Here is a 13,762-nt window from a genome sequence, read left to right as displayed (position 1 = left end):
TCATGCGGCCAGCCCTTCTGGCGTCAGGGCGTCAATCTGGCGACGCCACTGGCTCTGCTCAGGCTCGCCTTCGGTACGCTGCCCATAGAGCTGGGCGATTTGGGTGCCATCCGCCGCAAACAGCTCCAGGCTGGTGACGTGACCGTCCGCCGTCGGCTTGCGCGTTACCCACGTCTCCGCGACGGCCTCCTCCAGCAGGTGCAGGGTAAAGGTTGGGTTGAAGATGTTCAGCCAGCCTTTCATGGGCGTCAGTTTTTCCACCACACCGGTGAAAATCTGCACGCAGCCGCGGTTGCCGACGAAGATCATGATTTCGTTTCTGTCCTGTCGCGCCGTCTCCAGCAGCTGTGCCAGCGCGCTGTTATCCACCTTACAGGCCAGATCGTCACTCACCAGACGAAACGCCTGCTGGCGGCTCAGGTTATGGCGCTTCAGTAAGCTAAAGAACTGATGCACGTCGGTCATGGCGCGCCACTCTTTCTCCACCGAGCCTGCATCAGCACCGTCGGAATGCGCAGGGGCCTCGACAGCCTTTAGCGCCAGAGCGGGGTTATCGGCAATGATAAAACGGGTCAGCACGTCGCCCCAGGCGGCAACGTCGGTGTGATCCGTGGTGTAGACCTTAAGTAAAGCGTCGCCCTGATGATCGAAGAACTGAATGCTCTGACGTTCGCCGCGGGAGGTCGTTTCACTTATGTGAAACGCGCTCGCCCACTGGTTGAGGAACAAACGCAGATCCAGCGCACGCGGATTTAGCACCAGCCCGGCGTGGCCGCCGAGGTGCTGGTTAGTAAACGCTCCGATCTGTTCATGAACGGCGTATTCGTTACGGCAGATGCATTTGGTTTCCCCCACCGACTCCAGCGCCGCCAGAATCTCACGGATTTCACCGCGCAGCCGCCAGGCGTCGTGTCCCACGCGCGCAAATGCCAGCTCTGCTTCGCTGATGTGCATTAATCCGGCGATATCACGGGCGTACTTACCCGGATGTTCTTCTTTAAGCTCAAGCCAGCGTGTGTAGTGACCCATAATCTTATCCTTCTGAATCGTTGCCCCGAAGGGAATTACCATTGATAACTGACGAAGATCTTGCCGTTGCGGCCATCCTGCGGGATGCCCTGCGGTGACCAGTAGGCTTTGTCGAAGGCGTTCCCCAGCACGAGGGTGGTGGTGATGCCTTTGAACTGCTGCTGACCTTTATAGCTGACGTAGAAATCATTCACTGCGTAGCCAGGCTGCTCGCTGTAGCTGCTGCTGATATGCGTTGAACGTTCGACGAAGGTGCCGATCCAGCCCACGGAGAATCCGCTTTGCGCCACCGGGATATCCAGCTTGCTGGTGACGGTGTCCGGGTTGATGCTGGAGATGTATTCGCCCGTGTCGGTATCTTTCCCGCGCGTGCGGTTGTAGGCCACGTCCAGGTTGAACAGGCTGGTCGCGTAGGTTGCCATCATGTCCCAGCCCCAGATTTTGGCATTTGGTACGTTATAGGACATGGTGGTGGCCGCCGCAAAATCGACGGTAGTGGAGATGTAATCTTTCGCTTTGGTGTCGAAGTAGCTGGCTTTGAACTCCAGCGCGTCGTTGGCGAGCAGCAGATCGTCAAAACGTAGCCCAAAACCGAACTCCTGGGTTTCGTTAGTTTCCGGACGCAGGTTCGGGTTCGGCACCCAGTAGTTGGTGTAGAAGCTGCCGATAGAGAAGTGCTTCGAGTCGTTATACATCTCGCCCATCGTTGGCGCGCGGAAGGCCTGGGCGTAAGAGCCGAACAGCATCAGCCAGTCGGCTGGACTCACGGTTAACCCGGCGCGTGATGACCACTTATCCGCATCCACGTCATCGTAACCGCTGCTGCTGCCGCGGTAGTTGTCGTAACGCGTCCCGCCGAGAAGCGTTACCGGCAGGTCGCGCAGGGTAATCTCATCCTGCAACCAGCCGGAGCTGAAGTCGATTTTAGCGTCCGGGAAGCCGGTGGTCGCGCCGCCAGGGTGTTGCTCCTGACGATAGTATTCCCCGCCGTAGGTCAGCAGGTGCGAGGCGAAGGAGTCGCTGAACAGGCGGGTGCGGTTTTCGACTTTGCCGCCTTTGGTGGTCTGCTTACGGAACTCACCGCTGGCGTCGATGTTCTGGGCGTTGATCCGCGCTTCGGACCAGTAAATTTTCGCATCGGCGTTCAGCCAGTTGTTTCCGGCTGGCGCAATGCGGTAGCCAAGCTGGGCATCGCGCTGAATGGTGGAGCGATCGGTCATCGGGTTACTGCTGCTGGCATCCGTGGTCTGCGGATTTTTCGGCTCCTGCGCGTCGTTGTTGTAGTAGCGCAGGGAGCCGCTCAGCGTCTGCGCCGGATCGATTTTCCAGCTGCCTTTCGCCAGCATATTGTTGATGGATTCGTCGTTTGGCGCCCTCGCGCCGTCACTCTGGCGAATGTCGCCGCGATCGCGGCTGGACCAGGAGACCACACCGTCCAGGGTATCGGTGCGGCCATAGGCGCTGGCGCCCATCCCGATGCTGTGATCGCCCGTTGCACCGGTAGCAAATACGCGATAGCCGCTGTTTTTACCTGCATCCAGCAGATCGCTGGCGTCGACGGTGTCATACGAAATTACGCCGCCCAGCGCGCCGCTGCCGTACAGCAAGGCGGAAGGGCCGCGCACCACTTCGATACGTTTGATCAGCGCCGGATCGAGGAACGTGCTGTTCAGGTGTCCGGTATCGGTGCCCTGGCGCACGCCATCCACCAGCACCAGCACGCCACGGCGGTCATAGCCACGGAGGTTAACGTCCTGACCGTTGGTGCGCCCGGTGCCGTCCAGCGTCAGACCGGGCACCTTGCGCAGCAGGTCGGCAGCGGAGCTGGCGGTCTGGTTTTCCGGCGCGGTGGCGTCAATCACGCTCACCATCATGGGGGCTTCAAAGGCGCTGCGGGCATTGCCGGTGGCGGTGACGGTGATCTCGTCTGCAGCGGCAACCGTAACGCCCGGCAGGGTGCTGACAATCGCCAGCGCCAGAAGAGACGGGCGTAAAGACGCGGATTGCAGGTGTGGCATAGCAACTCTCCATAAGAATTGAAAAGCGCTGGCTGCCTGGGGATCACCTGGGTGGCTGGCGAATGTGTTGTCTGGTTTATTTAGTCAGGATCAGTTTTCCGGCATTGGTCTGGCGCAGCAGGTAGTGCTGGCCGTCATGCTCGATAATGACCCGTCCCTCCTCACCCAACAGGCTTTTACTGTCGATTCGGCGATCGGTGGGAGCAGGGGACGGCGCTGTGTGTGTTTTTGTTGGCGTTGCCGCGCTGTTATCGGTCGGTGACATAATGTTTATAAATAACAATCAATGTAACAATGATAATCATTATCAATAAACTGCAAATTCACAGCAAGCGTTTTTGTGAAAATTGTATGACGGGATCAAATTTGGGGGAGAGATGCGGTCTGACGCCCTCACCCCGACCCTATCCCACGGGGAGAGGGAGAAGGGCACGAATCGTAGGCCGGGTAATGCAAAGCCGCTACCCGGCAAGGGGTTAGAAGCGCGAATCTACCGCAGACGCCAGCATCTCCAGCAGCCGTTCGCTGTCTTCCCAGCTCAGGCACGGGTCGGTGATTGACTGGCCGTAGACCATTTGCTGTCCGGCGACGATCTTCTGCGTGCCTTCTTTGATAAAACTCTCCGCCATAATTCCTGCAATGGCGGTCGAGCCGCTGCGGATCTGCTGGCAAACTTCCTCGCAGACGTCTAGCTGGCGGCGGTGCTGTTTCTGACAATTGCCGTGGCTGAAATCCACCACCAGATGCTCCGGCAGGTCAAATTCCGCCAGCGTTTCGCAAGCGTCGGCAATATCTTCTGCATGGTAATTCGGTTTTTTACCGCCACGCATAATGATATGTCCGAACGGGTTGCCGCTGGTCTGGTAGATGGTCATCTGGCCATTTTTATCCGGCGAGAGGAACATATGGCTGGCGCGTGACGCGCGGATGGCATCTACGGCAATTCGGGTATTACCGTCCGTTCCGTTTTTGAAGCCCACCGGACAGGAGAGCGCCGACGCCATTTCACGGTGGATCTGACTTTCGGTGGTACGCGCGCCAATCGCGCCCCAGCTTATGAGGTCGGCAATAAACTGTCCGGTCACCATATCCAGAAATTCGGTGGCAGTCGGCACGCCCAGCTCGTTAACCTGTAACAGCAGCTTGCGCGCCAGCGCAATACCGTGATTCACCCGGTAGCTACCGTTCAGATCCGGATCGGAAATCAATCCTTTCCAGCCCACGACGGTACGCGGCTTTTCAAAGTAGGTACGCATCACGATCTCCAGGCGATCCTGATACGTGCCGCGCAGCGTCTGAAGGCGTTGTGCATAATCCATTGCCGCGTCCAGGTCGTGGATGGAGCAGGGGCCAATCACCACCAGAAGACGTTTGTCTTCACCATTGAGAATTTTTTCGATGCGGCGACGGGAGGCCGTCACATGGTCCGCCACCTCGGCGGAAACGGGATGCTGCCTGGCCAGTTCAGCCGGTGTGACCAGGCTATCAATGCGCGCGGTGCGCAGTTCGTCGGTTTTGTTCATGGAATGTCTCAGAAATTTTTTGCTTCATCGGCAGACTACCGGGAAGTGATGGGCATCACCTTAAACCAATCCCTGCTGATTTCAAGTTCGGGGCACGTCGCCCCGAGGATGGCATGATAATAACTGAAACTGAATTAATGTACTAGCGTATTAGTACATGCGGCGATTTAGCCCCATGATATCGAGGATCTTGGTGGCAATTTCTTCTACTGAATAGTTGGTACTGTTCAGCCAGGGAATTTGATTTTTCCGGTACAGCGCTTCGACTTCAGAGACTTCCATTCGGCACTGGCGCATCGAGGCGTAGCGGCTGTTCTCGCGACGTTCTTCGCGGATCGCCGCCAGTCGTTCCGGGTTGATGGTCAGCCCAAACAGCTTATGCTGGAGCGGCTTGAGCGCGGCGGGCAGCACCAGGTTATCCATATCATCGGCAATAAAGGGGTAGTTGGCGGCGCGAATGCCAAACTGCATTGCCAGGTATAGGCTGGTGGGAGTTTTACCGCAGCGCGACACGCCGAGCAAAATCACCTGCGCCTGGTCGAGATTGCGCAGCGAGATCCCGTCGTCGTGCGCCAGGGTGTAGTCAATAGCGGCAATACGCGCATCGTATTTGGTCAGGTTACCGGGGTTCAGCCCGTGGGTACGGTGGGCGATCGGCGTCGGATCGAGCTTCAGCTCGCTTTGCAAGGGGGCAACCAGCGCCTGCACGATGTCCTGACAGAAGCCCTCGCTTTGCAGAATGATATTGCGGATCTCAGGGATCACAATGGAATAGAACACCAGCGGACGAACGCCGGTCTGCTGGTAAATGGCGTCGATCTGATCCTTGACCGCTTTGGCCCGGCTCTCATTTTCCACGAACGGCAGCGTGATGCTGTTTATCGATACCGGAAACTGCGACATCACCGCGTGTCCCAGCACCTCGGCGGTAATCGCCGTCCCATCAGAAATATAAAAAACGTGGCGATCGACAGCATTATCCATTTTATCCACCCTGAATAGCGTACGTAATTGCCTGAAAGCATAAATTAAAAAAGTTAATTTCACAGCAAAGAACTTATCTGAATTTAAAATGAAATGGTGTTTTTGATTTTCCTGAAAAGTGGATTTCATTTTTCGATTAGCGGCTTTATTTCTAAGGTTTTTGCCGGAATCTATAGGAATCATCGGGTTAGCGAATGGCGGGAAACTGTCCGAAAAGTTGAAAATTTAAATTGCTTACACGATTCACCGTTTTTTTAGCGGAAATAAATATGCCAGTATAAATACGTAGTCAGGTGTTTCTTACTCCGATCAAATATCACAAAAGGATTGTTTCGATGTCCAACAATGGCTCGTCACCGCTGGTGCTTTGGTATAACCAACTCGGCATGAATGATGTAGACAGAGTTGGGGGCAAAAATGCCTCCCTGGGTGAAATGATTACAAATCTGTCCGGTATGGGTGTCTCCGTACCTAACGGGTTTGCCACAACCGCCGATGCGTTTAACCTGTTTTTAGACCAGAGCGGTGTAAACCAGCGCATTTACGACCTGCTGGATAAAACGGATATTGATGATGTCACCGAGCTTGCCAAAGCCGGCGCGCAAATCCGCCAGTGGATTATCGACACACCTTTCCAGCCGGAACTGGAAAAAGCCATCCATGACGCCTACAACCAGCTCTCCGCTGACGACGCGCAGGCCTCCTTTGCCGTGCGCTCTTCCGCTACCGCAGAAGATATGCCGGATGCCTCTTTCGCCGGGCAGCAGGAAACCTTCCTCAACGTCCAGGGTTACGAGGCGGTACTGGTGGCGGTGAAGCATGTGTTTGCTTCCCTGTTCAACGACCGCGCCATCTCCTATCGCGTCCATCAGGGCTATGACCACCGCGGCGTCGCGCTCTCCGCAGGCGTACAGCGCATGGTGCGCTCCGACGTGGGCTCTTCCGGCGTGATGTTCTCTATCGACACTGAATCCGGCTTCGACCAGGTGGTGTTTATCACCTCCGCATGGGGTCTGGGCGAGATGGTGGTGCAGGGGGCGGTGAACCCTGACGAATTCTATGTGCACAAGCCTACGCTGGCGGCTAACCGTCCGGCAGTGGTACGCCGCACCATGGGCTCGAAAAAAATCCGCATGATCTATGCCCCGACGCAAGAACATGGCAAGCAGGTCACCATTGAAGATGTGCCGCAGGAGCAGCGGGATCGCTTCTCACTGACCGACGCCGAAGTGGAAGAGCTGGCGAAGCAGGCGGTGCAGATTGAAAAACACTATGGCCGTCCGATGGACATCGAGTGGGCCAAAGACGGACACACCGGCAAGCTCTTTATCGTGCAGGCGCGTCCGGAAACCGTCCGTTCACGCGGTCAGGTCATGGAGCGCTACACCCTGCACGCGCAGGGCAAAATTGTCGCGGAAGGCCGCGCAATCGGCCACCGCATCGGTGCCGGTCCGGTGAAAGTGATCCACGACATTAGCGAGATGAACCGCATTCAGCCCGGCGACGTGCTGGTGACCGACATGACCGACCCGGACTGGGAACCGATCATGAAGAAAGCGGCTGCCATCGTCACCAACCGCGGTGGCCGTACCTGTCACGCGGCAATCATTGCCCGTGAGCTGGGGATCCCGGCGGTAGTCGGCTGTGGTGACGCGACCGAACGCATGAAGGACGACCAGAACGTGACGGTCTCCTGTGCCGAAGGCGATACCGGTTACGTGTATGCTGATATCCTCGACTTCAGCGTGAAAAGCTCCAGCGTGGATACCATGCCGGATCTGCCGCTGAAGATCATGATGAACGTCGGCAACCCGGACCGCGCGTTTGACTTCGCCTGCCTGCCGAACGAAGGCGTGGGCCTGGCGCGTCTGGAATTTATCATTAACCGTATGATCGGGGTGCACCCGCGTGCGCTGCTGGAGTTCGACGACCAGGACGCAAAACTGCAAAACGAAATCCGCGAGATGATGAAGGGTTACGACTCGCCGAGAGAGTTCTATGTTGGTCGTCTGACGGAAGGGATCGCCACGCTCGGCGCGGCCTTCTACCCGAAACGCGTGATCGTGCGTCTGTCGGACTTTAAGTCCAACGAATACGCCAACCTGGTGGGCGGCGAACGCTACGAGCCGGAAGAAGAGAACCCGATGCTGGGCTTCCGCGGCGCCGGACGCTACGTGTCGGAAAGCTTCCGCGACTGCTTCGCGCTGGAGTGCGAGGCGGTAAAACGCGTGCGCAACGACATGGGGCTGACCAACGTGGAAATCATGATCCCGTTCGTCCGTACCGTGGATCAGGCGAAGGCAGTGGTAGATGAGCTGGCGCGTCAGGGGCTGAAGCGCGGCGAGAACGGGCTGAAGATCATCATGATGTGTGAAATTCCGTCCAACGCCCTGCTGGCAGAGCAGTTCCTGGAGCACTTCGACGGCTTCTCCATTGGCTCGAATGACATGACGCAGCTGGCGCTCGGCCTGGACCGCGACTCCGGCGTTGTCTCTGAGCTGTTCGATGAGCGTAACGAGGCGGTGAAAGCGCTGCTCTCCATGGCCATCCGCGCGGCGAAGAAACAGGGTAAATATGTCGGGATTTGCGGGCAGGGTCCTTCTGACCATGAAGACTTTGCGGCCTGGCTGATGGACGAGGGAATTGATAGCCTCTCCCTGAACCCGGACACCGTGGTGCAGACCTGGCTGAACCTGGCAGAGCTGAACAAGTAAAACCTGCATAATCTGAAAAAGGCGAGGATATCTGTCCTCGCCTTTTTTATTTTCCTGCGAATATGCTCACCATCACAAATAAAGCAAAAAACCAAATATCATAATTTATCTGTTAATTTAGACAATTGTTAGCGGGCAGGGCGTTGCTAATACTTGAGCCTTACCGCGTTCATCCGTCGGGATGATGCGCGACTGGTTGAAATACGTTTTAACCTGATAAAAAGGCAAATAACAATGACAATCTCCTCTGTATTACGTACCAAAGATAAAATAGGTTATGGCCTCGGCGATATGGCCAGCGCGCTGGTCTGGCAAACGGCAACGTTATTTCTCGCTTATTTCTATACGGACGTATTCGGTTTGCCTGCCGCCATTATGGGCACCATGTTTTTAGTGGTGCGCGTGGTCGATGCGTTTGTCGACCCGTGCATTGGCGCGCTGGTGGACCGCACTCAGACCCGCCACGGTCGTTTTCGTCCCTGGCTGCTCTGGTTTGCCATTCCGTTTGGCGTGAGCTGCCTGATTACCTTCTACGTACCGGATGCCGGGCAGACGGCAAAAATTGTCTATGCCTGCGTAACCTATGCCATCCTGAGTCTGATCTATTCTGCGATTAACGTCCCTTACTGTGCCATGCCCGGCGCGCTGACGCTCGACCCGCGCGAACGCCACTCGCTGCAATCCTGGCGCTTTGGCCTGTCGTTTATCGGCGGGTTGATTGTAACGGTCATCGCGCTGCCGCTGGTCTCATTATTAGGCCAGGGGAATGTGCAAAAAGGCTATTTCTATGCCATGAGCCTGATGGGGCTGCTGGGCATTGTTTTATTCTTCTGCTGCTTCTTTATGACCCGGGAGCGTTACTCGCCGCGCAATGACACCTCCGGTTCGATGCTGACGGATTTAAAACTGCTGGCCGCCAATAGCCAGTGGCGAATTGTTTTTCTGTTTAATATTTTACTGTTAACCGCCGTCGTGACGCGTGGCTCTGCGACCATGTATTACGTTAACTATGTTCTGTTACGTCCGGAACTGGTTTTTGCCTTTATTGTTTCCGGCATGGTGGCCTCCTTAAGCGGCGCATTATTATCTGAACGCCTGCTGGGGAAATTTGACCGGGTGCGTGCCTATCAGTGGACCATTATTTCTTTCGTTATTTTTGGCGCGCTGATTTTCTTCATTCCGCCTTCGCAGGTGTGGCTGATATTCGGTCTGAATATTGTGTTTAGCTTTATTCAGAACCTGACCACGCCGCTGCAATGGACCATGTTCTCCGATGTGGTGGACTACGAAGAACACCGTAGCGGCCGCCGCCTGGACGGGCTGGTCTTTTCTACCGCCCTGTTTGCCATCAAGTTTGGGCTGGCGCTGGGTGGGGCGGTGGTCGGTTGGGTGCTTGGCATGGTGGATTACGCTCCGGGTCAGGCAAACCAGGCGCCTCATGTTCTTGCAACCATCAATGCCCTGTTCACCCTGATCCCCTGCGCGCTGTTCCTCTGCATGGTGGCGCTCCTTGCCATCTACAAACTTAACAGCCGGCTGGTGGACAGCATCGCCCGCGAGCTGGCCAGCAAACGCGATAGTCGAAACGATGCGGGGCAGCTCAGCCCGGCAACCCAATCCGCACTACAGGAGTAAACCATGACTGCGATCTACAAGGACGCGGGACGTCCCGTACACGAGCGTGTCGCTGATTTACTGGCGCGTATGACGCCGGAAGAGAAATTTGCCCAGATGCACGCGTACTGGCTGATCCTCGATGAACACGGCAACCACCGCGAGCGCAGCGATCTGAGCGATGAATTCGCTGGCGTGAGCGAACAGGCGTCCCTCAACGAAAGGCTGAAGCTCGGCGTCGGGCAGATCACCCGCCCGCTCGGCACGCACATTGTTAATGCAAAAACCGGCGTGCGTGCCGCCAACCGCCTGCAACGCATGATGATGGAGGAGACCCGGCTCGGCATTCCGGCGCTGTTTCATGAGGAGTGTCTGGTGGGGCTGCTGTGCAAAGATGCAACCCTGTTCCCGTCGTCGCTAAACTACGGTTCCACCTGGGACCCGGCGCTGGTGCAGCGCGCGGCGGAGCAGATTGGCAAAGAGGCCCGATCCGTCGGGTGCCAGCAGGGGCTGGCCCCGGTGCTGGATGTCTCGCGCGATGTGCGCTGGGGACGGACGGAAGAGACATTTGGGGAAGATCCTTGGCTGGTAGGGGTGATGGCGACGGCGTACGTGAAGGGGTTGCAGGGCGATAAGCGCGATCTGCTGGCGACCCTGAAACATTACGTCGGCCACTCCTTCAGCGAAGGGGCGCGCAACCATGCGCCGGTCCATCTCGGTTTCAGCGAGCTAAACGATACCTTCCTGCTGCCGTTTGAGATGGCGGTGAAGCTGGCCAACGCCGGTTCGGTGATGCCAGCCTATCACGACATTGATAATCAGCCAGGGCACAGCGACCATTTCCTGCTCACTACCGTGCTGCGTGAACAGTGGGGCTTCGACGGCATTATCGTGGCGGATTACGGCGGCGTCAGCCTGCTGCACCAGCACCACGGAATTTCTCACGATCCAGCGGAATCGGCGGCGCTGGCGTTTAACGCCGGGCTGGACGTGGAATTGCCGAAGGATGACTGCGCGCGTCATCTGGCAGAAGCGGTAGAGCGTGGGCTTATCTCAATGGCGAAAGTGGATGAGATTGTGGCGCGCGTGCTAAGTGAAAAATTCCGTCTCGGGCTGTTTGAAAAACCGTACGCCGCCGAAGACGGCATCGATTTGCAGAGTGAGGCGACCCGGCAGGTGGCGCGCGAGGTGGCAACAAAATCGATCACGCTGCTGGAAAATAACGGCATATTACCTCTCGGCGGAAAACCCCGTGTAGCGGTGGTGGGGCCGACGGCTGACGATCCGCTGGCGCTGCTGAGCGGCTACAGCTTCCCGGTTCACCTGATCATCAGCGATATGGTTGAAGAGACCTCACAGGTAACGACGCCGCGCGCGGCGCTGGAGCAGTATCTTGGCGCATCGCAGGTTCGTTACGCGAAAGGGTGCCACATTATCGAAAAACGGATGGCGGGGGCGCCGGTATTTCCGGGCGACAGCGGCGGTAAACCGATGCAGCAATCGCCGGTTTCACAACGTATGGATCTGATCCCCGACGCCGTGAGCGCGGCAAAAGAGAGTGACGTGGTGGTGGCCTGCGTGGGCGACCTTGCCGGGCTGTTCCAGAGCGGCACCGTGGGGGAAGGATCTGATACCGACTCGCTGGATCTGCCAGGCGTGCAGCAACAGCTGCTGGAGGCGCTGGTGGCAACCGGTAAGCCGGTGATTGTCGTCATGACGGGCGGGCGTCCTTATAACCTTCAGGGGCTGGAAGAGAAGGTGGCCGCGCTGATGATGGCCTGGGCGCCGGGGCAGGAAGGGGGCTGGGCGATTGCAGATGTCTTAACCGGCCGCGCGGAGCCGCAGGGCAGGCTGGTAGTGAGCGTGCCGAAAAACGCCGGGGCGATGCCGTACTACTATAACCACAAGCTGAAAAGCGGCGGCACGCCGTTTGCGTTCCATTTCGGCGCACTTTACCCGTTCGGTTACGGTCTCGGCTGGACGCAGTTTCGCTGGGGCGCGGCCCGCCTGGCTGAAAGCCGCGTCCCGATCGACGGAGAGGTGGCGTTAAGCGTCGATATCACCAACACCGGCGAGCGCAGCGGCAGCGAAGTGGTACAGGTGTACGTACGCGATAAGGTCGCCACGCAGGTGCGTCCGCTTCAGGAGCTGAAAGCGTTCCAGCGCGTTACGCTTTCACCGGGAGAAACCGCCACGCTGACCTTTACCCTGCCGGTGGAGATGTTTAATTTCACCCGCCGGGACGGGAAGCGGATTGTCGAGCCAGGGGAATTCGAGCTACAGGTTGGCGCGTCCTCGGCGGATATTCGCGAGGTGGTGAACGTGCTGGTGACCGGGGAAACGCGGGTGCTGGCGGGGGATTGGCGGATGCTTAGTCGCTGTGACATTACACTGGCGTAAAAAGGATAAAAAAAAGCCCATCGTGGGAGATGGGCAAAGACTACACACAGCAATTCGTTGTTTCACTCAGGGGATTTCCATGCTTATAAATCAAGGTGTTGATTTATAACCGTGTCTTAATAGTAGGCATGCCAGGATTTTGAGTCGATCGGATTCGTCTCAATAGTTAAAGGCAGGTAAAGATTTCTTGAAGAGAATGACGGTTTTAGGCAGGAAAAGGCGGGTCTGACCAGTGTGCAGAGAATAAATAGTTTAGCAACGTTTAAGTATTGCTGTGGAGAGTGTAGGCCGGGTAAGCGTTAGCGCCACCCGGCATCCGTTCTTACTGCGCGTTCTTATCTTCCAGCTCTTCAAGTTCGCTTAAGATGACGTCTGGATCGGTTCCCGGCGGCGGTACTTCATGCACCCAGGCGGAGAAGAGACGCCAGGTCACCGCTAGCAGAACCGGACCGATGAACAGGCCAATCATGCCGAAGGCAATTAACCCCCCGATTACCCCGGACAGGATCAGAATCAGCGGCAGGTCAGCGCCCATGCGGATGAGGAGGGGACGGATCACGTTATCCATGGTGCCCACCACGCAACTCCAGACCAGCAGCACCGTGCCCCAGGTCGTATCCCCCGTCCAGTAAAGCCAGATAATGCAGGGAACCAGCACCAGCAGCGGACCGAGCTGCGCCAGACAGGTCATCAGCATGACGACGGTGAAAATGGTGGCATAAGGTACGCCGGAAATCGCCAGCCCGATTCCGCCAAGTACAGCCTGCACCAGCGCTGTGACCACCACACCGAGCGCCACCGCGCGGACGGCCTGGGCTGCCAGCAGCACGGCCGCATCGCCGCGTTTACCTGCCAGTCGGGTGGCGAAATGACGTACCCCCAGCGCAACCTGCTCGCCGCGCCAGTACAGCAGGGCGCTGAAGACCAGCATCAACGTACAATGCATCATGAAGCGACCAATGTGCGCAGCCTGCCCCACAAACCAGGTGGTGGTTGTGCCGATGTACGGACGCACTTTGGCCATCAGGGCGCTACCGCCCATCTCCAGCAGGCTGTGCCAGCCGCTGTACAGTTTTGCGCCCACAACAGGAATACTGTTCAGCCACGCGAGATCCGGCAGCGTCATATCACCGCTGGTGACCGCGCGAATAACCGGGCCGCTACTGTCAACCAGGCTGTTAACCAGTAGTGCAATGGGAATAATAAACAGCAGGAACAACAGCAACGTCATCACCAGCACGGCCAGGCCGCGGCGACCAAACAGCAGTTTCTGCAAACGCAAGAGTAAAGGCCAGGTGGCGACGACGACGGTCGCGGCCCAGGCAAATCCGAGCACGAAAGGACGAACGATCCACAGACACGCAATAATCATAATGGCTAAGAACAGCACCGACAGCAGTATCTGCGCGACATCCCTGGGCTGACGAAGATTGACCATAAACGAAACTTTCCTTAAATGAACACCAGCAAGGCTGATGGG

Annotated in this window: 9 protein-coding genes and 1 other RNA gene; 3 read left to right on the top strand and 7 right to left on the bottom strand. The window is 57.2% G+C overall.

The genetic code is table 11. The features are described from left to right. From chuS to ppsR, 5 genes are all read right to left on the bottom strand, one after another. Positions 1–1,029 (bottom strand): hematinate-forming heme oxygenase ChuS, encoded by a 1,029-nt coding sequence (gene chuS / locus DD606_RS11540; protein ID WP_022650911.1) that lies wholly within the window; start codon positions 1,027–1,029, stop codon positions 1–3. A 35-nt stretch (positions 1,030–1,064) separates the two neighbouring features. Beyond that, on the bottom strand, positions 1,065–3,047 hold the full coding sequence (locus DD606_RS11535) for a TonB-dependent hemoglobin/transferrin/lactoferrin family receptor (protein WP_126296628.1): 1,983 nt from the start codon (positions 3,045–3,047) through the stop codon (positions 1,065–1,067). Positions 3,048–3,123: 76 nt separating this feature from the next. Next, the gene (gene hemP / locus DD606_RS11530; protein WP_015570723.1) at positions 3,124–3,312 is read right to left on the bottom strand and encodes a hemin uptake protein HemP; all 189 of its coding nucleotides are present in this window, start codon (positions 3,310–3,312) and stop codon (positions 3,124–3,126) included. 211 nt (positions 3,313–3,523) lie between these two features. Then, positions 3,524–4,570, bottom strand: coding sequence for a 3-deoxy-7-phosphoheptulonate synthase AroH (gene aroH / locus DD606_RS11525; protein WP_129258660.1), 1,047 nt, complete (start codon positions 4,568–4,570; stop codon positions 3,524–3,526). A gap of 150 nt (positions 4,571–4,720) precedes the next feature. Further along, positions 4,721–5,554: a posphoenolpyruvate synthetase regulatory kinase/phosphorylase PpsR gene (gene ppsR / locus DD606_RS11520; protein ID WP_017384644.1), complete on the bottom strand. Its 834-nt coding sequence runs from the start codon at positions 5,552–5,554 to the stop codon at positions 4,721–4,723. A gap of 335 nt (positions 5,555–5,889) precedes the next feature. On the opposite strand from ppsR, the gene ppsA reads away from it, so the two are divergent. The 3 genes from ppsA (at position 5,890) to DD606_RS11505 (ending at position 12,282) form a co-directional block, all read left to right on the top strand. Then, positions 5,890–8,268 carry a phosphoenolpyruvate synthase gene (gene ppsA, locus DD606_RS11515; protein ID WP_045350508.1) on the top strand — a complete coding sequence of 793 codons (2,379 nt, stop codon included), beginning with the start codon at positions 5,890–5,892 and terminating at the stop codon, positions 8,266–8,268. A gap of 234 nt (positions 8,269–8,502) precedes the next feature. Further along, positions 8,503–9,903 carry an MFS transporter gene (locus DD606_RS11510; protein ID WP_003857776.1) on the top strand — a complete coding sequence of 467 codons (1,401 nt, stop codon included), beginning with the start codon at positions 8,503–8,505 and terminating at the stop codon, positions 9,901–9,903. A 3-nt stretch (positions 9,904–9,906) separates the two neighbouring features. Next, complete coding sequence (locus tag DD606_RS11505; RefSeq protein WP_129258658.1) at positions 9,907–12,282, top strand: glycoside hydrolase family 3 N-terminal domain-containing protein; 2,376 nt, start codon at positions 9,907–9,909, stop codon at positions 12,280–12,282. 5 nt (positions 12,283–12,287) lie between these two features. Here the strand turns inward: DD606_RS11505 and rprA are convergent. Together rprA and ydiK are read right to left on the bottom strand one after the other, a co-directional pair. Next, positions 12,288–12,395: antisense sRNA RprA (rprA, locus tag DD606_RS11500), an RNA gene on the bottom strand. A gap of 209 nt (positions 12,396–12,604) precedes the next feature. Next, positions 12,605–13,720, bottom strand: a complete 1,116-nt coding sequence (gene ydiK, locus DD606_RS11495; RefSeq protein ID WP_015570721.1) for an AI-2E family transporter YdiK — start codon at positions 13,718–13,720, stop codon at positions 12,605–12,607. Positions 13,721–13,762 lie beyond the last annotated feature (42 nt).

It is taken from the genome of Enterobacter cloacae complex sp. GF14B, assembly GCF_004136805.1.
GTDB classification, from domain to species: Bacteria; Pseudomonadota; Gammaproteobacteria; order Enterobacterales; family Enterobacteriaceae; genus Enterobacter; species Enterobacter hormaechei_C.
The sequence above is the reverse complement of the archived record's forward strand: the minus strand, read 5'-3'. Positions and strand labels throughout refer to the sequence as shown.

What these genes read in the sequence shown, in the direction of transcription:
- DD606_RS11505 (WP_129258658.1), top strand. Translation starts at nt 9,907, where the DNA reads ATGACTGCGATCTACAAGGACGCGGGACGTCCCGTACACGAGCGTGTC.
- ydiK (WP_015570721.1), bottom strand. Translation starts at nt 13,720, where the DNA reads ATGGTCAATCTTCGTCAGCCCAGGGATGTCGCGCAGATACTGCTGTCG.
- aroH (WP_129258660.1), bottom strand. Translation starts at nt 4,570, where the DNA reads ATGAACAAAACCGACGAACTGCGCACCGCGCGCATTGATAGCCTGGTC.
- ppsR (WP_017384644.1), bottom strand. Translation starts at nt 5,554, where the DNA reads ATGGATAATGCTGTCGATCGCCACGTTTTTTATATTTCTGATGGGACG.
- chuS (WP_022650911.1), bottom strand. Translation starts at nt 1,029, where the DNA reads ATGGGTCACTACACACGCTGGCTTGAGCTTAAAGAAGAACATCCGGGT.
- DD606_RS11535 (WP_126296628.1), bottom strand. Translation starts at nt 3,047, where the DNA reads ATGCCACACCTGCAATCCGCGTCTTTACGCCCGTCTCTTCTGGCGCTG.
- hemP (WP_015570723.1), bottom strand. Translation starts at nt 3,312, where the DNA reads ATGTCACCGACCGATAACAGCGCGGCAACGCCAACAAAAACACACACA.
- DD606_RS11510 (WP_003857776.1), top strand. Translation starts at nt 8,503, where the DNA reads ATGACAATCTCCTCTGTATTACGTACCAAAGATAAAATAGGTTATGGC.
- ppsA (WP_045350508.1), top strand. Translation starts at nt 5,890, where the DNA reads ATGTCCAACAATGGCTCGTCACCGCTGGTGCTTTGGTATAACCAACTC.